General features: G+C 69.6%; 20 protein-coding genes. 9 read left to right on the top strand and 11 right to left on the bottom strand.

From position 1 onward, the window contains the following. The first annotated feature begins 21 nt into the window (after positions 1 to 21). Positions 22 to 1,278: a sensor histidine kinase gene (locus ACZ6ZD_RS12850; protein ID WP_465671342.1), complete on the top strand. Its 1,257-nt coding sequence runs from the start codon at positions 22 to 24 to the stop codon at positions 1,276 to 1,278. Further along, the gene (locus ACZ6ZD_RS12845) at positions 1,271 to 1,948 is read left to right on the top strand and encodes a response regulator (protein WP_465671340.1); all 678 of its coding nucleotides are present in this window, start codon (positions 1,271 to 1,273) and stop codon (positions 1,946 to 1,948) included. Before ACZ6ZD_RS12850 ends, ACZ6ZD_RS12845 begins: the two co-directional genes overlap by 8 nt. On the opposite strand, the gene ACZ6ZD_RS12840 is transcribed toward ACZ6ZD_RS12845, so the two are convergent. Next, positions 1,945 to 2,439 (bottom strand): heme-binding beta-barrel domain-containing protein, encoded by a 495-nt coding sequence (locus tag ACZ6ZD_RS12840; protein ID WP_465671338.1) that lies wholly within the window; start codon positions 2,437 to 2,439, stop codon positions 1,945 to 1,947. The two genes, ACZ6ZD_RS12845 and ACZ6ZD_RS12840, sit on opposite strands and share 4 nt — an antisense overlap. 165 nt (positions 2,440 to 2,604) lie before the next feature. On the opposite strand from ACZ6ZD_RS12840, the gene ACZ6ZD_RS12835 reads away from it, so the two are divergent. Next, a complete protein-coding gene (locus tag ACZ6ZD_RS12835; protein ID WP_465671336.1) occupies positions 2,605 to 2,967 on the top strand; it encodes a DsrE family protein in 363 nt (120 codons plus the stop codon). Positions 2,968 to 3,243: 276 nt separating this feature from the next. Here the strand turns inward: ACZ6ZD_RS12835 and ACZ6ZD_RS12830 are convergent, their stop codons facing one another. Both ACZ6ZD_RS12830 and ACZ6ZD_RS12825 read right to left on the bottom strand, forming a co-directional pair. Continuing rightward, on the bottom strand, positions 3,244 to 4,860 hold the full coding sequence (locus tag ACZ6ZD_RS12830) for a hypothetical protein (protein ID WP_465671334.1): 1,617 nt from the start codon (positions 4,858 to 4,860) through the stop codon (positions 3,244 to 3,246). Then, positions 4,860 to 5,417, bottom strand: a complete 558-nt coding sequence (locus tag ACZ6ZD_RS12825; RefSeq protein ID WP_465671333.1) for a hypothetical protein — start codon at positions 5,415 to 5,417, stop codon at positions 4,860 to 4,862. Before ACZ6ZD_RS12825 ends, ACZ6ZD_RS12830 begins: the two co-directional genes overlap by 1 nt. A gap of 154 nt (positions 5,418 to 5,571) precedes the next feature. Here ACZ6ZD_RS12825 and ACZ6ZD_RS12820 point away from each other — a divergent pair, with 154 nt between their 5' ends. Both ACZ6ZD_RS12820 and ACZ6ZD_RS12815 read left to right on the top strand, forming a co-directional pair. After that, positions 5,572 to 6,678: a molybdopterin-dependent oxidoreductase gene (locus ACZ6ZD_RS12820; protein WP_465671331.1), complete on the top strand. Its 1,107-nt coding sequence runs from the start codon at positions 5,572 to 5,574 to the stop codon at positions 6,676 to 6,678. After that, positions 6,675 to 7,124: a hypothetical protein gene (locus tag ACZ6ZD_RS12815; protein WP_465671329.1), complete on the top strand. Its 450-nt coding sequence runs from the start codon at positions 6,675 to 6,677 to the stop codon at positions 7,122 to 7,124. The genes ACZ6ZD_RS12820 and ACZ6ZD_RS12815 overlap by 4 nt, the downstream gene beginning before the upstream one ends. On the opposite strand, the gene ACZ6ZD_RS12810 is transcribed toward ACZ6ZD_RS12815, so the two are convergent. Next, positions 7,067 to 7,891 (bottom strand): beta-keto acid cleavage family enzyme, encoded by an 825-nt coding sequence (locus tag ACZ6ZD_RS12810; protein WP_465671327.1) that lies wholly within the window; start codon positions 7,889 to 7,891, stop codon positions 7,067 to 7,069. The genes ACZ6ZD_RS12815 and ACZ6ZD_RS12810 overlap by 58 nt on opposite strands. Before the next feature lie 94 nt (positions 7,892 to 7,985). Between ACZ6ZD_RS12810 and dtd the strand changes: the two genes are divergently transcribed. Further along, complete coding sequence (gene dtd, locus ACZ6ZD_RS12805) at positions 7,986 to 8,411, top strand: D-aminoacyl-tRNA deacylase (protein ID WP_465671325.1); 426 nt, start codon at positions 7,986 to 7,988, stop codon at positions 8,409 to 8,411. Then, positions 8,411 to 9,301, top strand: a complete 891-nt coding sequence (locus ACZ6ZD_RS12800) for a GIY-YIG nuclease family protein (protein ID WP_465671323.1) — start codon at positions 8,411 to 8,413, stop codon at positions 9,299 to 9,301. Before dtd ends, ACZ6ZD_RS12800 begins: the two co-directional genes overlap by 1 nt. Positions 9,302 to 9,391: 90 nt before the next feature. Here ACZ6ZD_RS12800 and ACZ6ZD_RS12795 read toward each other — a convergent pair whose 3' ends face one another. The 7 genes from ACZ6ZD_RS12795 to arfB all read right to left on the bottom strand — a co-directional run bounded on the left by ACZ6ZD_RS12795 (position 9,392) and on the right by arfB (position 14,685). Beyond that, positions 9,392 to 10,618: a choice-of-anchor P family protein gene (locus ACZ6ZD_RS12795; protein WP_465671321.1), complete on the bottom strand. Its 1,227-nt coding sequence runs from the start codon at positions 10,616 to 10,618 to the stop codon at positions 9,392 to 9,394. Between the two features lie 301 nt (positions 10,619 to 10,919). Beyond that, entirely contained in the window at positions 10,920 to 11,216 is a 297-nt protein-coding gene (locus tag ACZ6ZD_RS12790) for a DUF1416 domain-containing protein (RefSeq protein ID WP_465671319.1), read from the bottom strand. Position 11,217: 1 nt separating this feature from the next. Next, complete coding sequence (locus tag ACZ6ZD_RS12785; RefSeq protein ID WP_465671317.1) at positions 11,218 to 12,066, bottom strand: sulfurtransferase; 849 nt, start codon at positions 12,064 to 12,066, stop codon at positions 11,218 to 11,220. Between the two features lie 12 nt (positions 12,067 to 12,078). Beyond that, positions 12,079 to 12,531 (bottom strand): DUF4395 domain-containing protein, encoded by a 453-nt coding sequence (locus ACZ6ZD_RS12780; protein ID WP_465671315.1) that lies wholly within the window; start codon positions 12,529 to 12,531, stop codon positions 12,079 to 12,081. Positions 12,532 to 12,807: 276 nt separating this feature from the next. Continuing rightward, positions 12,808 to 13,704, bottom strand: coding sequence for an RDD family protein (locus ACZ6ZD_RS12775; protein ID WP_465671313.1), 897 nt, complete (start codon positions 13,702 to 13,704; stop codon positions 12,808 to 12,810). Positions 13,705 to 13,766: 62 nt separating this feature from the next. After that, positions 13,767 to 14,195 (bottom strand): TlpA family protein disulfide reductase, encoded by a 429-nt coding sequence (locus ACZ6ZD_RS12770; RefSeq protein ID WP_465671311.1) that lies wholly within the window; start codon positions 14,193 to 14,195, stop codon positions 13,767 to 13,769. Between the two features lie 64 nt (positions 14,196 to 14,259). After that, a complete protein-coding gene (arfB, locus tag ACZ6ZD_RS12765) occupies positions 14,260 to 14,685 on the bottom strand; it encodes an alternative ribosome rescue aminoacyl-tRNA hydrolase ArfB (RefSeq protein WP_465671310.1) in 426 nt (141 codons plus the stop codon). A 57-nt stretch (positions 14,686 to 14,742) separates the two neighbouring features. Between arfB and ACZ6ZD_RS12760 the strand changes: the two genes are divergently transcribed. Further along, on the top strand, positions 14,743 to 15,393 hold the full coding sequence (locus tag ACZ6ZD_RS12760; protein ID WP_465672692.1) for a hypothetical protein: 651 nt from the start codon (positions 14,743 to 14,745) through the stop codon (positions 15,391 to 15,393). Beyond that, complete coding sequence (locus tag ACZ6ZD_RS12755) at positions 15,390 to 15,956, top strand: hypothetical protein (protein ID WP_465671308.1); 567 nt, start codon at positions 15,390 to 15,392, stop codon at positions 15,954 to 15,956. The genes ACZ6ZD_RS12760 and ACZ6ZD_RS12755 overlap by 4 nt, the downstream gene beginning before the upstream one ends. Positions 15,957 to 16,057: the final 101 nt, after the last annotated feature.

Genomic DNA, 16,057 nt, shown 5'->3' with positions numbered 1-16,057 from the left:
CTCTCGGGCAGACTGTCGGTTGTGAAACACCGGCCGTGGGAGCTTCGTCGCCAGGTTCTCTGGTTGCAGACGGGCACGGTCACGGTACTCATCGTGATGGTCTGGATCGCGCTGGTCAGCCGGACCCGGGCTCAGGCGGAGCGCGACGCGGCGATCGCGGGGCGGACGCCGCCCGGCTGGGGGGAGCTGATTCGGATCGATCTCCGCCCGATGCTCGGGGTCGCCTGCCTGCTGCTCGGCGTCGCGATCGCCGGTAACGCGCTCGTCAGCTGGCGCGTCCGTCGCGCCACCCGCGGGATGGGCACCCAGTCGCTGGCCCGGATGCTCGACTTCTACGAAGGCGTCCTGCACGCCGCCCGCGAGGGCCTGATCCTCCTGGACGCCGATGGCCGCGTCCAGCTCGCGAACGACGAGGCCCGCCAGCTGCTCGGGCTGCGCGAGATGCCGCCCGGCACCCCGATCGAGGAGTTGCACCTCGGGACGCCGCTGGCCGAGCTGCTTCGCGCGGGCCGGACGGCGTACGACGAGCTGCACCTGGGCGCGAACGGCGTCCTGGTCGTGAACCAGCAGCCGGCCCGGGCCGGCCGGATCGTGACCCTGCGAGACCACACCGAGCTGCAGCAGCTGCTCGGCGAGCTGGACGCGATCCGCAGCCTGGCCGAGTCGCTGCAGGCCCAGAACCACGAGGCCTCGAACCGGCTGCACACGGTCGTCAGCCTGATCGAGATCGGCAAACCCGAGCGGGCGCGCGAGTTCGCGGTCTCCGAGCTGCAGTTCGCGCAGGCGATGACGGACCGCGTCGTCGGCACGGTCGGCGACCCGGTGCTCGCCTCGCTGCTGCTCGCGAAGCTGGCCCAGGCGCAGGAGCGCGGCGTCACGCTCACCCTCGACCTCGGCCAGGAGTCGCTCAGCACCCGGCTCCCCGCCCAGGACGTCGTCACCGTGGTCGGCAACCTGCTGGACAACGCGATCGAGGCCGCCCGCGGCGGCCCGGCGCCCCGCCGGGTCGAGCTCCGCGCCGGGACGTCGCCGGACGCGATCGACCTGGCCGTCACGAACACCGGCTCCGAGCTGGGCGCCGCCGAGCTGGCGCACATGTTCGAGCGCGGCTGGACCACGAAAGCCGAACCAGGACATGGCCTCGGGCTCGTCCTGGTCCGCAGTACCGTCGAGCGCTGGCAGGGGACGTTGATGGTCGATCCGGATTCCGAGCTGGACGAGGTGCCGGCGCTGACCGTGCGGGTCCGGCTGCCGCGGGCGGTGAGCGCGAGTGCCTGAGCTCCGCGTCCTCGTGGTCGAGGACGATCCGGTCGCGGCCGAGGCACACCGCACCTACGTCGACCGGCTTCCCGGTTTCACCTGCGTCGGCATCGCCAGTACGGCGGCCCGCGCGCTGCAGACGCTCACCCGCGGTGACGTCGACCTGGTCCTGCTGGACATGAACCTGCCCGACGGCCACGGATTGGACGTCGTCCGCCGAATGCGGGCCCAGGGCAACCAAACCGATGTGGTCGCGGTGACCGCGGCCCGCGAGGTCGCGGCGGTCCAGGCGGCGGCGCGGATCGGCGTCGTCCAGTATGTGCTGAAACCCTTTGCCTACGAGACATTGCGGGACCGGCTGACGGCGTACGCCCGGCAGCGCCGCGCCGCCGAAGCGGGTCAGGTCGTCGCCGATCAGGACGAGGTCGACCGATTGTTGCATCCGGCAAGGACTTCGTCGGTGCCGAAAGGGCTGGCGGGCTCGGTCCTGGACCGCGTCGTCCAGCTGCTCGGTAATCGCGAGGGCTGGACGGCCGAGGAGATCGCGACCGCCCTCGGCACCTCACGCATCACCGCGCGCCGCTACCTCGAACACCTCGCCGACCAGGGCCAGGCCCTGCGCACGCAGCGCTACGACGGCCGCAGCGGCCGCCCGAAAGTCGAGTACAGCTGGGTCGCGGAGAGTTAGACGCGGACGAGCGTGGCCCAGAGGTGGGGCTGGAGGGGGAGGCCCTCGGCGGCCATGTCGTAGGCCCACATCAGCTCGCCCTTGACCTGGCCGTAGAGGCGGTGGCCGGCGGTGACCTCTTTGGCGGTCTCGGTGCGGGCGACGACGTCCGTCCGCATCTCGGTCTTGGCGCCGTCGATCTCGCCGTACCAGATCTCGGCGAAACCGGTCGGGTGCGCGAGGATCACTTCGAGTTTGTTGTCCGGCTTGGGGCGCCAGAAGCCGGTCTCCAGGGCCAGCGGGCGCTCACGCTTACCGTCCTCGCCGACGACGAAGGTCTGGCTGACGTAGTGCAGGAACGGCTTGCCGTTGTGGCTGAAGTCGATCTGCTGCCCGAACTCGAACTTCTCGATGGTCGGGTAGTCGCCGTGGCCACGGCCCTCCCAGCGACCGAGCAGCCACGCGAGCGGCATCAGGTCGGGGTGCAGGTTCTGCGGGATCTCGAACGCCATCGGGTCGCTCAGCTCGCGCTACGGCCGCGGAACAGCCGGTAGACGACGTACGCCGAGAACCAGCCCATGAATATCGTGACCAGGACCAGCAGCGAGGTGAAGACGACGTGCAGCACGTTCGCCAGTCTAGAGGATGGTTCCGGGCCGTTCGGCTACCGTGGCGTGATGTCCCGCACGCTGGTGATCAAACTGACCGCAGGCGCCGACGAGCCCGAACGCGCCAACCAGGCCTTCACCGTCGCCGCCACCGCCGTCGCCGCAGGCGCCCAGGTCTCCCTCTGGCTCACCGGCGAAGCCGTCCGCTTCGCCGTCCCCGGCCACGCCGAAACCTTCACCCTCCCGCACGCAGCCCCCCTCCCCGACCTCCTCACCGCCATCCTCGAAGGCGGCCAACTCACCGCCTGCACCCAGTGCGTCAAACGCCGCGACCTCACCGAAGCCGATCTACTACCGGGCACGCGGATCGCCGGCGCCCCCGCCTTCACCGAAGAAATCCTCGCCGACAACACCCAAGCAATCGTCTACTAACCACCGCGCTCCGCGCGGCAAGTCGAGTGCGCCCGCCCGGGGCGAGCCGGGCGGAGCGAGATGCAAAGCACCGCGCTGACGGGAGCACCTCGGTGCAGGCACCGTTCAGGAGCGAGGCGCGCGCTCAGCCGAGCGCAGTTCAAGGCGCGGAGCGCCCGCCCGGCGTGAGCGCCCGCCCGGGGTGCCCGGGGCGAGCGGGCACCCGGCGTGAGCGCCCGGGGTGAGCGGGTGGCCGAGGTGAGCGGGTGGGCGGGTGGCCGGGCGGGTGCGCGGTGGTTACTCGCGGCTGCGGCCGTTGGAATCGGATTCGCGGCCGCCGGTGCGGTTGACGGATTTTTCGTGGCGCTGGGCGGGGGTTTGGCCGCCTCGGGCGCCGCTGAGGGCTTCTTCGTTGGGGCGGGTGGCTGCGCCGGTGGGGTGGGCCGTGCCGGCGGAGTAGGCGTTCTGGTTGGCGCGCATCTCTTCGGGGGACATCTGTGAGCGCGGGCCGCCCTCTTGGGGGGCGCGCTGGTTGTCGCGGTTGGCGCGCTGCTCGGCGAGGATGCGGTCGACCGGCTGCTCCTGGTCGGTCTGCTGGGCGACCTGGTCGGACGCCGCCTTGTCACCCCCGGTCGGGAACCCGCCGGTCGGCCCGGCCTCCTGCCGATCGCGCTGCTCGTCTTGCCGATCCAGGCCCTCGCCGTTCAGCGCGGCCTGGTTCACGGTCCCGTCGTCGTTGGTGAACTGGCGGTCCCGCTCGGCGGCGTTGTCCTGGCCGTTCAGCGCGGCCTGGTTGACCGTCCCGTCCTCGTTGGTGAACTGGCGGGTCTGCTCCTCGCGCGCCGGGTCGACGCCGAGCGCCTCCTGCCGGACCGAGCCGTCCTCGTTGGTGAATTCGCGGTTCTGCTCGGCGGTGTTCTCCTCGGCGCGGTCCTCGCCGTTCAGCGCGGCCTGGTTCGCCGTGCCGTCCGGGCGGGTGAACTCACTCTCCCGCTCCTGCTGAGCCTGCGGCTCCTGCACACCGAGCCCGGCCTCGTTGACCGTCCCGTCCTCATGGGTGAACTGCCGGTCCGCCTGGTTCGGCTCGTCGACGCCGAGCGCGGACGAGTTCACCGAGCCGTCCTCGTTCCGGAACTGCTCCGAGAACTGCTCGAACCGCTCGTTCATCTGCGCGCTCTTGGCCTCGAAGTCCGCGCGCGTCTGCTCTCTGCGCGCCTCGAACTCCTGATGCCTCTGCGCGGCGTTGGCCTCGAATTCGGCCTCCATCTGCGCGGCGGTCCGCTCGTACTCCGCCCGCGCCTCCGCAGCCTCCGCCCCGGCAGCGGCTCCCGCGGCGGCTCCAGCCACCGGGGCGCCCAGGTTCTCCGCCTGCGGCTCGCCGCTGCGCCCGTCCCGGTTGCCCTCCTGCTGCCGCCGGCGCTCCTCTTCCTCGCGACGACGACGCTCTTCCTCCTCGCGGCGGCGGTCTTCCTCCTCCTGCCGCCGGCGCTCTTCCTCTTCGCGACGCCGGTCCTCTTCCTCCCGGCGGCGCTCCTCCTCGGCGCGCTGCTGGTCCTCGTCGCCGCGGTCGTCGGTCACCTCGTCCCGCTCGCCCCGGTCGTTGACCGACCGATCGGGCTCACCGTCGCGGTTCAGATCCTGGTTCGCCCGCTCCAGCGCGGCGCGCCGCTCCTGCAGCTGGGCGTGCTCCCGCTGCACCTCGCGCAGCTGCTGCTCGAGCTGCTGGTACTGATCGGCCGGCGCCGGACCGCGCAGCCCCTCATCGATATCAGGGTGGTGCCGGCGCAGATCCAGGACGTCCTGCATCAGCGTGCGTGACGCCGCCCCCTTGGCGTTCGCGCGCGCCTTCTCCAGGTGACTGATCATCACCTGGGCCCGCTTGATGAGTACGTCGAGCAGTTCGTCCTCGAGCATCAGGCCACCTCACTCGCATAAACGGAGTACCCGAACCCGGCCTGCGGATTCTCCGCGCCGGGCCGGGTCGCGTACAGGTGGAACTCGGCGCCCGGCCGCAGCCAGACCGCGAGGTGCCGCCGGAGGCCGCGCCACTCGGGCGGGATCCGCGGGTCGTCCCCCGGACCGACGAAGACCGGAGCGCCCCAGTGCCGGCGGGCCCGCTCGACCTCGGCCGGCCAGTGGTCGTCGAGCCCTTCTTCCGCGGCGGGGACCTCGGACGGCGCGATCTCGTACGCCGACCACCCACTACGCGGGCTCTCGGGGAGGACGGCGTCCGGCAGCAGCAGCATCACGGTCTCGCGCTGGGTGACCAGCCCCCAGGTGAACCGCTCCGGGTCGATGTTGCCCGGCGCCCACGGCTGCCAGCCGGTGGCCGCCGTGACGCGCAGGACCCGCGCCCGAATCGCCTCCAGGCCGGCGCCCGGCGGACCCCAGACCGGCTTCCAGTCGGAAACCTCGGCCAGATCCGCCATCGCGCGCTCGTCGTCGTCCGACGACCGCTGCTGCGTCTTCACCGCCACCCACTCCTCTCCCAGAGTTACCCACCCTAAGCCCACTACGGCGCACTCACCCCCAGAACAGACGTGCCGGAAACGGAAACGGATCCCGTTCGCGAGCAGTAAGCGTTCGCCGCCGCTCAACCGGCGCGATCTGCGTTGTAGTGGAAACATGAAGCTTCCGGCACCGCCCACGGCGCAGTCCTTCCGGTCGCCGCTGCACCATCCGCGCGTCGCGACCGTCCTGGGCCGCTGGCTCGGCGTCGCCGTCCTGGTCTGTTTTCTGACCGGCCTGTTCAGCCATTTCCAGCAGGAGACCCCCGGCTGGCTGCCCATCCCGAGCCGCCCGGCGTCCCTCTACCGGGTCACCCAGGGCCTGCACGTCTTGAGCGGGACGATCGCCGTACCGTTGCTGCTGGCAAAGCTCTGGACGGTCTACCCCAAGCTGTTCGAGAAGCCGACACGGCGAACGCTGCTGGAACGCCTGTCCATCCTCGTGCTGGTCTCGGCCCTCGCGCTGGAACTCTTCATCGGCTACCTGAACACGCTGCAGTGGTATCCGTGGCCGTTCCCCTTCAAGCAGACGCACTACGCGCTCGGCTGGATCATCGTCGGCGCGCTGCTCGTCCACATCGCCGTCAAGCTCCCAGTCATCCAGTGGCGCAAAGAACCTTTGCCTCCAGCAAGCACCGGTCTGACCCGCCGCGGCCTGTTCCGAACCGTCGCCGGCGCGGCCGCCCTGGTCGGCATCACCTCAGTCGGCCAGTCCGCCCCGGCACTCGGCCCGCTGGCCGTCCTGGCACCCCGCAAGCCGGACGTCGGCCCCCAAGGGCTCCCAGTGAATCGGACGGCGCACGACGCCGGGATCACTCCCCTCACCGCCGCCTGGCGCTTCACCGTCGTTGGCCCGCAGCAACTGTCGTACAGCCTCGACCAGCTGCGCGAACTCCCGCAGAACCGCTCCGACCTGCCGATCGCCTGCGTCGAGGGCTGGAGTCAGGGCGCCCGCTGGGAAGGCATCCGGATCCGCGACCTGCTGCAGCTCTGCGGTGCGCCCGCCTCGTCGCGAGTCCGGGTGGTCTCGATGGAACAGGGCGGCTTCTACGCCACCAGCGAGCTGCCACCCCAATTCGCCGCCGATCCCCTGACCCTGCTCGCGCTCCGCCTGAACGGCGACGAGCTGGCACTCGACCACGGCTTCCCGGCCCGCATCATCGCGCCGAACCGCCCCGGCGTCCTGCAAACCAAATGGGTGCACCGCCTGGAGGTCCTGACATGAAGACCCGGATCGCGCTCGGGGCGGCAGGTGTCGGCTTCGGCCTGTGGGGCCTCTGGCTCCTGCTGAGCGCCCTGGAGTCCCGCGCCCTGCTCCGCCTGCCCCTGTGGCTCGGCGGGGCCGTCGTCGCGGACGACGTCGTCCTCGTCCCGCTGACGATCGGCGCCGGTTGGCTCCTCACTCGCTGGGCGAGCGGCCCCGACCGCGCCCACCTCGTGGGATCCGTGCGGACGACGCTCCTGTACGTCGGCATCACCACATTGCTCGCGATCCCCCTGCTCCTGCGGCAGGGGAAGGGCGCCAATCCGACGATCCTGCCCCGGAACTATCTCCGCGACTGGTTGTTGCTCGAAGCAATAATCCTGACGATCGGGGTTGTCGTGTTCAGCGTTCAGCGCTTCACGTTCAGCAGGTCCCGCGCCTCGTCCGACGACATCGGCGGCCGCTGAGCCAGCGTCGCCAGGGCCGCGGCGCGCTCGACCAGCTCGGCGTTGTGGTTGACCGGCTCCCCCTTCGCCAGCGTCAACGTGTCCTCCATACCGACCCGGAGGTGACCGCCCTTGGACAACGCGGCCAGCGCGACGGTGAGCGACGTCCGCCCGATTCCGGTCGCGGACCAGGAGGTGACGGCGGCGGGCAGCGCGTTGACCGCGGCGACGAGCGCGTCCGTCGTACCGGGCATGCCGCCGGGGACGCCCATCACGAGGTCGCAGTGCACGCGTCCGCCGTACGGGAGGCCGAACTTGTCGAGCAGGCGACCGAGCGCCGCCACATGTCCCAGATCGAAGAGCTCGAACTCCGGCACGATCTCGCGTTCCTGCGTGCGCCGGTAGAGCTCGGTGACGAACGGCCACGGGTTCATGAAGACGTCGTCGCCGAAGTTGACCGTGCCCATCGTCAGCGAGCAGGAGTCGGGCGCGGCGTCCAGGACCCGGAGCCGGTGCTCGAACGGGTCGGTGACCGCGCCGCCGGTGGACAGCTGGACGATCAGGCCGGAGTTCGCCCGGACGGCGGCCACCGTCTCGGTCAGCCGACCGAGGTCGAGCGTCGGCCGGTGCTCGTCGTCCCGGATGTGGATGTGGATCATCGCGGCCCCGGCCGCCTCACACTGCTTCGCCGTCTCGACCAGCTCGTCGAGGGTCGTGGGCAGCGCCGGGCAGTCCGCCTTCGCGGTCTCGGCGCCGGTGGGGGCAACGGTGATCAGGGTCGAGGCCATGGCACAGATCTTGCCAGAACACCGCTCAGACCGGGAGATTCAGCGGTCGAGAAGGCAACTGGCGGGATATTTTCCGGCACGGCAGGATTGCCCTATGAGAGCAGTCGTACAGCGGGTCAGCAGCGCGTCGGTCACGGTCGAGGGCGCGGTGGTCGGCGCGATCGACGGGCCGGGGCTGCTCGTCCTGCTCGGCGTCACCCATGACGACACCGCCGCGACGGCGCAGGCCCTGGCCGCCAAGATCTGGACGCTGCGCATCCTGGACGGCGAGCGGTCCGCCGCCGACGAGCAGGCGCCGATCCTCGCGATCAGCCAGTTCACCCTGTACGCCGACACCCGCAAAGGCCGCCGCCCGTCGTGGAGCGCGGCCGCCCCCGGCCCGGTCTCCGAACCCCTGTACGACGCCTTCTGCGCCGCCCTCGAGGAGCTCGGCGCCAAGGTCGAGCGCGGCCGCTTCGGCGCGCACATGGAGGTCGCCCTGGTCAACGACGGCCCGGTCACGCTCATCCTCGACGCCTGATGGAGCCGGCTCGTCTGATCGCTCGGCGACTGCCGCAGGAGCCCGGCGTCTACCGGTTCCGCGATGAGAACGGCCGGGTCCTCTACATCGGCCGCGCAGTGAACCTGCGCCGCCGCGTACTGTCGTACTGGACTCACCTGGGCGACCGGCCCCGGCTGCGCCGGATGGTGAACCGGATCGCCCGGGTCGAGAGCGTCTGGTGCGACTCCGAACACGAGGCCGCCTGGCTCGAACGAAACCTGCTCGAACACTCCAAACCCCGCTGGAACCGGGTCAAGGGCGGCGCGGAGGTCGTCGGCTACATCCGCTTCGATCCCGGCGGCCCACGCTTCACCCACACCATCACGCCGCCGGCCGAGCACTTCGGCCCGTACCTCGGCGGTCTGCGCGTCCGGCAGGCGATCTCGGCCCTGCAGCGGGTGATCCCCTTGCACTACACGGCCGACACCAGCGGCTCGCTGCGCGAGTTCGCCCGGTTGTTCGGCGTCAGCCCCGACGATCGCGAGTCGATGACCCAGGCGACGTACGCCGTCCTCGCTCGGGAGCCGGATGCGGTGACCGCCGTCCGGGCGGAGCTGGTCCGGCGACGGGACCAGGCGTCGACGGCGCTCCGGTTCGAGTTCGCGGCCAAACTGCAGGAGGAGTTGGCCGCCTTCGAGTGGATCGTCGCCGAGCAGAAGGTCGCGCGGATGGTTGCCGACGACATCGATGTGTTCGGCTGGGCGGACGGCGTCCTGGTCGGGTTCGGGCTGCGCGACGGCCGGGTCCGGACCTGGACGCAGCAGGCGATGACCGAGCGGACGGCGCGCGATCGGGTGGCCGCGACACCGGCGTCCTGGCAACTGTTTGCCCAGCGCAACGCCGAGCTCGCCGCGCGCTTGCTGGCCTGACAGAAGAACCGGCCCCCGGATCCTGTGCGGATCCGGGGGCCGGTGTTCTGAGACGGTGAGGTTCGACTCAGACGGTGACTGTCAGCTTGTTCAGCCGACGACGCCGGCGGCCGAGTGACCGACGACAACCTTGGTGTTCAGGCTGTAGACGTCGATGACCAGGGCGTTCACGGCGATGTAGCGCTGCTGCTTGACGACCTGGTTGAAGGTCAGCTTGGCGATCCCCGGGATGTCCAGCGTGGCGTTCTGACCGGTCTTGACCGGGTAGACCTTGTTGCCGACCTTGATCGACGCGATGCTCGAGGTCGAGCTGACGCCGAACTTGCCGTCCTTGCTCTTCCACGCCTTGGCCTCGGAGTTCACCGCGCCGATGGCCAGGTTGCCGACCTTGACACCCGCGACGTGCGAGGTGAAGTGGACGGCGGCCTTGTCCTTGTTCTGGAAGCCGTTCTTGGTGGTGTACGCGGCGCCGACGTAGGCGACCTTCGGGATCACGACCTCGCCGACCGACGCGCGGATGGTCTTGCCCTCGGTGCCCTTGCAGGTGGCCTGGTACGACGTCGGGCCGGAGACGACCAGCTTGTCGACGTTGGCCTTGGTGACGTAGGCGTCGCCGATGACGAGGCCGACGGCCGGCTTGGCGATCTCGGCGCGGGTCTTGAGGACCGCGACGTCGACACCCTCCGGGATGTACTTGTTCTTCACGTTCGCGTGGACGACGACGCCCTGCGCGTACGAGTAGATGCCGCTCTCGGTCTTCACGCCGCCGACGCGGTTCAGCACGATGTAGCCCAGGCCCGGGACGGCGACCTTGGTGTTCGGCTCCGGCTTGAGCAGCGACGGAACGCTGACGGCGCCGATCTTCACACCCGCGAACGTCGTGTTGCCCGTGTAGGACAGCTTGCCGTTCTTGTACACCGCGGTGGTGGTGGTCTTCACACCGGTCAGGTGCAGCAGGTTGCCGATCTTGACGTCAACAGCGGTGGCGGTGCTGGTGACACCGTTGCCGTTCTTGTTGTTGAACGCGTGGGTGTTCGTCCGCACGGTCTTGGCGATCGCGTGGTTGTTGACGTTGGCCGTCGCGACATCGTTCGTGTCGGCGGCCGACGAGTTCGTGGTGCAGCTGATCGTGCTCAGCGTCTGCGGGCCGCTGTTCACGACGCCACCGGTGGCCTCGACAGCGATGCCGTAGCCGTTGTAACCGAAGACCGGGCTGGCCGATGCCGAGCCCGAGGTCAGCGCGATCGTAGAAGCAACGCCGACGACCGCCGCTACACCGACGGCGGCGAGCTTCTTGTATCCGATGCGGGGTCCCATGACCCCTCCTCCCTGAGTGATGACATGACCCGTAGCGCGGGCCAGGACACAGACACAACTCAGGTAGTTGCGGTAGGTAACGACTCGACCTCGCTCCGAGACCAAACCGTTACCTGCGGGCTCGGTGACCGAGATTCCTCCGGGCCACCCGTAACTTCGCGGTGATGGCTCGAAACCCCTTGCCCGCCAAGGGTTCCGGCATGCCGAAGGGCCCGGACGCGCAAGGTCCGGGCCCTTCGGAAACTACTTCAGGGTGGGCCGCCGTCCGGCGACGGCGGCACCATCAGTAACGAGCGAGAAGTCAGACGGTAACGGCCACTTCCGCGACGGCGCCGTACTGCGCCACCACCTGACGGTCGACCGGGTCGGCCTTCGGGGCCAGCGTGCGCAGCGTCCACTCGCCGGGCTTGGCGAAGAACCGGAAGTGCCCGGTCGCGGACGTCGGCACCTCGGCGGTGAACTCACCCGAGGCGTCGAGCAGCCGCACGTACGCGCCGCCGATCGGCTCCTCGCCGCGCAGCACCTGGCCCTGGATCACGGCCTCCTTGTCGATGTCGACCCCCTTGAGGTCGAGACCGCCCTTCTTCGCGCCGCACATCTCAGGCCTGCCCGGGTTCGTCGCCGAGGGCAACCGGAACGCCGACCAGCGAACCCCACTCGGTCCAGGAACCGTCGTAGTTCTTGACGTTCTCCTGGCCGAGCAGCTCGTGCAGCACGAACCAGGTGTGCGCCGAGCGCTCGCCGATCCGGCAGTACGCGATGGTGTCCTTGCCGAAGTCGACACCGGCGTCCTCGTAGAGCTTCTTCAGCTCGTCGTCGGACCGGAAGGTGCCGTCGTCGTTGGCCGCCTTGCTCCACGGGATGCTGGCCGCGGTCGGGATGTGACCCGCGCGCTGCGCCTGCTCCTGCGGCAGGTGGGCCGGGGCGAGCAGCCGGCCGGCGTACTCGTCGGGGCTGCGGACGTCGACCAGGTTCTTGACGCCGATGGCCTCTTCGACCTCACCGCGGAAGGCGCGGATGTTCAGGTCCTGCGGCTGGGCGACGTACTCCGTGGCCTCGCGCTTGACGACCTCGTCGGTCAGCTCGCGGCTGTCCAGCTCCCAGCGCTTGCGGCCGCCGTCGAGCAGGCGGACGTCGCCGTGACCGTAGAGCTTGAAGTACCACAGGGCGTAGGCGGCGAACCAGTTGTTGTTGCCGCCGTACAGCACGACGGTGTCGTCGTTCTTGACGCCGCGGCTGGACAGCAGCTCGCTGAACTGCTGCTGGTTCACGAAGTCACGACGGACCTGGTCCTGCAGGTCGTCCTTCCAGTCCAGCTTGATCGCACCGGCGATGTGCCCGGCGTCGTACGCCGAAACGTCCTCGTCGACCTCGATCAGGACGACGTTGGCGTCGCTCTTGTGCTCTTCGACCCAGTCGGCCGAGACAAGCGCGGATTCCCTGCTCATGTGTGCTGCCTCTCAGTTGGTAGCGGTGGTTGGCGTACGAATGCGTTGGATCAACAAAAAGGCCTCGCAGCCGAGGCAGAGCCCGACGGCCGCGTTCACGAACGCGGCGACCAGGGCGAATCCGGTGGCGACCACTCCGAGCACGATCGCGCCGCTGAAGTAGCCGATCAGGCCGACGATCGCGAACAGCAGCCCGACCAGCTGGGCGAACCGCGGCGGTGCGGCGTCCTCCAGCTCCTTCGGCGGCCCCAGCCGCGGCCGGACGACGCGCTTGAAGAACTGGCCGTACGGCGACGCCTGGACGCCGAAGGCCACTCCGATGGCGAACACCAGCGTCTGCACCGCCAGGATCCACGGGCTCCCGAGGATCAGGGTCAACGCCAGCAGGACTGCGGTCACCCCAGCTGCGAACCGCAGTCCACGGGGATCGACCTGAGGGGGTGGTGGCGCCGTCTGTTCGGACATGCCGACTCCATCGGAAGGAGTGGTTCGAGCCGGACCCGCCCGGGTGTGCGGGGAGACGACGTACGCGACACCGGGCTCAGATTCCGGTCTCGCAGCGCTCGGGACGCCGCCTGGTCAGCGGCAGCGACACAGTGACGAGCGCATGCGGCAGTTGTCCACCGCGCGGCGCTTGGTCAGCAAAGTCGTGTACTCCACGCCTCCGAGAGTACGGACAGCGGGGAGGTGGGTGGTCAGTTGTCCCATTTACTGAGACAACTGATCACATCCTGGAATAGCTCAGGTGCGGACGACCTGGGTGCCCGGCCACTTGTCGTGCAGCGCCTGCTTCTTGTCGTCCCACAGCGGCCAGAAGTAGTCGAGCAGGATGACGATGCTGGTCAGCTGCCCGATCAACGGGATGAAGCCGATCAGGTTCAGCGCGACGTAGAACCCGGCGCGCTTGGCCGCCGCGGCGGGCGGCAGATACCCGGGGCGGTCCCGCAGCCGGACGGCGATGCTCAGCAGCATCTTGCCCGGGGTCGCGCCGGCTTTGGTCAGGAAGAAGTACTGGTAGGCGAACTGGATCACCATGATGATCAGGGCGGCCGGTACGAGCCACTTGTACAGCTCGGGTGGCAGCGTCGTCGGGGCGGTCGGCTGCCCGCCTTCTGCTGCTTCTTCGAATATCGGGCCGTAGATGTCCATCATCACCTCCACCGCCTTCCACATGAAGTAGCCGGCGAAGATCATCCCGACCAGACCGGTGATGATGGCGTCGATGATGTACGCGAAGACGCGGCGCCACCAGCCGGACAGCGGCTGACCGTCCGGGGTCGCGACCCGGTTCGGGTTCTGGCCGGGGGCGCCGTAGCCCTGGCCCGCCTGCTGCGGGTAGGGCTGGTAGCCGCCCTGGAAACCCTGGCCCTGGCCGTACTGCTGGCCGTACTGCTGTTGGCCCTGCGGCTGGCCTTGTTGGGCCTGGCCGAACTGGGAGGGCGCGCCGAACTGCGGCCAGTCCTGCTGCGGGGCGCCGCCGAAGACCTGGCCGTGCTGAACCGGCTGGCCCGCTTGCGGCTGCTGCGGCGCCGGTTGGCCGTACTTGGGACGGCGCCGATCGGTCCAGGCGCTGCCGTCCCAGTACCGCTGCTGGGACTGGTTCTCGGGGTCGTCGTACCAACCGGCTTGAAAGCTCACGCGGACAGCATCGCCCATCGGCCGGACGAACCGCCATCCGCCTGGAGGCTGATATCGGCGGGCTAGGACGGTTGACGGTCGATCGCGGTGGCCAGGGCGGCGATCACATCCGGTTTGCGCGGAGCGCCGCTGGCTCGTTTGACGACCGCTCCGGTGCTGTCCAGCACCAGCGTCGTCGGCGTCCGCAGGATGTCGAGGCGACGGACGAGCTCCAGGTGCGCCTCGGCGTCCAGCTCGATGTGGCGGACGCCGTCCACCATGCCCTCGACCTCGGCCAGCGTCCGGCGGGTCGCGCGGCAGGGGGCGCAGAACGCGGAGGAGAACTGCAACAGCGTGGCCCGCTCGCCGAGCTCAGCTCCCAGCTCGGCTGCGGAGACTGTGTCGTCCACCTCTGCCTTCCCCCGAAAACGGCCGTCGTACCAGGCTTTGAGCACGCTGAGCAGCACTCCGGCGACGAGCGCGCCGGCCAGCACCCACAGACCTAGGCTCACAACAAACCAGAGTACGTCGGTGGTTTTTCCGCACCAGCCGCTGTTTCATCCCTCGGACAGACCGCTAGTCGTTGGGCCGGCCACGGAGCCGTTTGGTCTCGCCGCGGCGCTTCTTGTCGTCCAGACGCCGGCGTACCGCGCCTTTACTCGGCTTCGTCGGTCGCCGCGGCCGGGGCGGCGCTGCGATCGCCTCCTTGAGCAGCGCGACCAGGCGCTCCTTGGCCGCCTCCCGGTTCCGCCACTGCGATTTGTACTCCGACGCGGCGATCGTGAGCACTCCGTCGACCAGCCGGCTCTCGAGCCGCTCCAGCGCCCGGGACTTGAGCACCGCGGACAGCGCCGTCGTACCGGCGACGTCGAAGCTCAGCTCGACGCGGCTGTCGGTGGTGTTGACCGACTGCCCACCCGGACCGCTGGACCGGGAGAACCGCCAGCTCAGCTCCGCCTCGGGTACCACCACCCCCGGTCGCACGATCAGCCCGTTGTCCACGACACCTATTGTGCTGGTTGGCCCCATCGGCTCGTTAGGCTTCTCCCCGTGCAGGAGATGGGAACGCCGGGGCGGGCGCATCAGCAGCCCGCTGAGCAAGAGGAGCTTCCGGCGCTGGCGGACCTCCAGGTTCGGGGCCGACCGGTCAAGACCTGGGTAATCGGCGCCGGTGCGACGATCCTGGCGATTTCAGCGGCGTTCGGCGGCTTGGCGAAGGCCAACGCGGAGAATCCGCCACTGACGGCCGGCACCGCGGTGGACGCGGGCCAGTTCGAGGTGACGATCCAGCGAGTGGTCGCCGTACCCGACTTCAAGCCGGTGTTCAGCGCGGATCCCGGCAGCGGACTGATCGCAGTCGTCGCGAAACTCAAGGTGACCGACGACACCGGGGCCACCCCGCCGTCGGACCTGATCCGGCTGATCGGCGTACCGGGCGCCAAGGACAGCGACCGCCCGGTCGGAACCGCCAGCCTGAGCGACGACACGATCACCCCGGTCCTGACGCCGGATGCCGCCGAGGATCTGGTGTACGTGTTCAAACTGCCCAAGCTCACCGAGGTCCCGGCCGAGGTCAAGGTGACCGTACAGGGCTACGAGCACTACGACGAGTCAGTGCTGGACCACCACGAGAAGTGGCTGCCGACCGACCTGGTCGCCGAGGGCACGATCAAGGTCGAGGACAAGACGAAGGGGAAGAAGGCCGGATGACCGGACACAAGGTGATCAACGCCGGCCTCACCCTGGCCGTCCTGGTCGCGATCGTGGGGCTCTACCGCTTCACGCCGACCCAGAAGGACATCCAGGACCCGACCCCGGTGAACGGCATCGTCGGCAGCGCAACGAAGACTCCTCGATTCGAGCTGACCGTCAACGGCGTCCGCGTCGCCAAGAAACTGCAGGTCAAGCCCGACGAGAAGGCCCGCGAGAGCCGGACGAGCTTCGTGCTGATCGACGCCACCGCGACCGCGCTGCGGGAGCCGATGTACCTGAAGCGGGTGCGGGTCCTGACCTCGGACGGCGTCGCCTATCTCGGCGCCAACCGGACCGGGCTGGAGCAGACCGCCCTGAGCGGCGCCGAACTCGCGCCGGGAATCCCGGTCCGCGGCTCGTTCGTGGTCGAGCTCCCGGCCGACAAGTTGCCGGGAGCAACCTTGCAGGTGATGGAGAAGTCCGGTTTCAACGAGCTCGAGCCGGAGGTGACGGTGCCCCTCGACGTCGAGTCGCCCGAGGTGCAGGACGTCGTCGAGCTGACTGCTGCGAGCGCCTCGTGAGCGGCGCGGGGCGGGACCGGCGAACGGACGGGTGGGCTAGCAAAGAAAATGAGGCATCGGCCCCGCCGGTGTTCCCGATCCCACCGGCCGACCTGTTGACA

The sequence above is a fragment of the Kribbella sp. NPDC104218 genome (assembly GCF_055584105.1).
Note: the sequence above shows the minus strand (reverse complement) of the source record. Positions and strands in the feature narration are given on the sequence as shown.

Excerpts from the sequence above, each read along its gene's own strand:
- ACZ6ZD_RS12840 (WP_465671338.1), bottom strand. The coding sequence starts at position 2,439 with ATGGCGTTCGAGATCCCGCAGAACCTGCACCCCGACCTGATGCCGCTC.
- ACZ6ZD_RS12835 (WP_465671336.1), top strand. The coding sequence starts at position 2,605 with ATGTCCCGCACGCTGGTGATCAAACTGACCGCAGGCGCCGACGAGCCC.
- ACZ6ZD_RS12830 (WP_465671334.1), bottom strand. The coding sequence starts at position 4,860 with ATGCTCGAGGACGAACTGCTCGACGTACTCATCAAGCGGGCCCAGGTG.
- ACZ6ZD_RS12820 (WP_465671331.1), top strand. The coding sequence starts at position 5,572 with ATGAAGCTTCCGGCACCGCCCACGGCGCAGTCCTTCCGGTCGCCGCTG.
- ACZ6ZD_RS12815 (WP_465671329.1), top strand. The coding sequence starts at position 6,675 with ATGAAGACCCGGATCGCGCTCGGGGCGGCAGGTGTCGGCTTCGGCCTG.
- ACZ6ZD_RS12810 (WP_465671327.1), bottom strand. The coding sequence starts at position 7,891 with ATGGCCTCGACCCTGATCACCGTTGCCCCCACCGGCGCCGAGACCGCG.
- dtd (WP_465671325.1), top strand. The coding sequence starts at position 7,986 with ATGAGAGCAGTCGTACAGCGGGTCAGCAGCGCGTCGGTCACGGTCGAG.
- ACZ6ZD_RS12800 (WP_465671323.1), top strand. The coding sequence starts at position 8,411 with ATGGAGCCGGCTCGTCTGATCGCTCGGCGACTGCCGCAGGAGCCCGGC.
- ACZ6ZD_RS12795 (WP_465671321.1), bottom strand. The coding sequence starts at position 10,618 with ATGGGACCCCGCATCGGATACAAGAAGCTCGCCGCCGTCGGTGTAGCG.
- ACZ6ZD_RS12790 (WP_465671319.1), bottom strand. The coding sequence starts at position 11,216 with ATGTGCGGCGCGAAGAAGGGCGGTCTCGACCTCAAGGGGGTCGACATC.
- ACZ6ZD_RS12785 (WP_465671317.1), bottom strand. The coding sequence starts at position 12,066 with ATGAGCAGGGAATCCGCGCTTGTCTCGGCCGACTGGGTCGAAGAGCAC.
- ACZ6ZD_RS12780 (WP_465671315.1), bottom strand. The coding sequence starts at position 12,531 with ATGTCCGAACAGACGGCGCCACCACCCCCTCAGGTCGATCCCCGTGGA.
- ACZ6ZD_RS12760 (WP_465672692.1), top strand. The coding sequence starts at position 14,743 with ATGGGAACGCCGGGGCGGGCGCATCAGCAGCCCGCTGAGCAAGAGGAG.
- ACZ6ZD_RS12755 (WP_465671308.1), top strand. The coding sequence starts at position 15,390 with ATGACCGGACACAAGGTGATCAACGCCGGCCTCACCCTGGCCGTCCTG.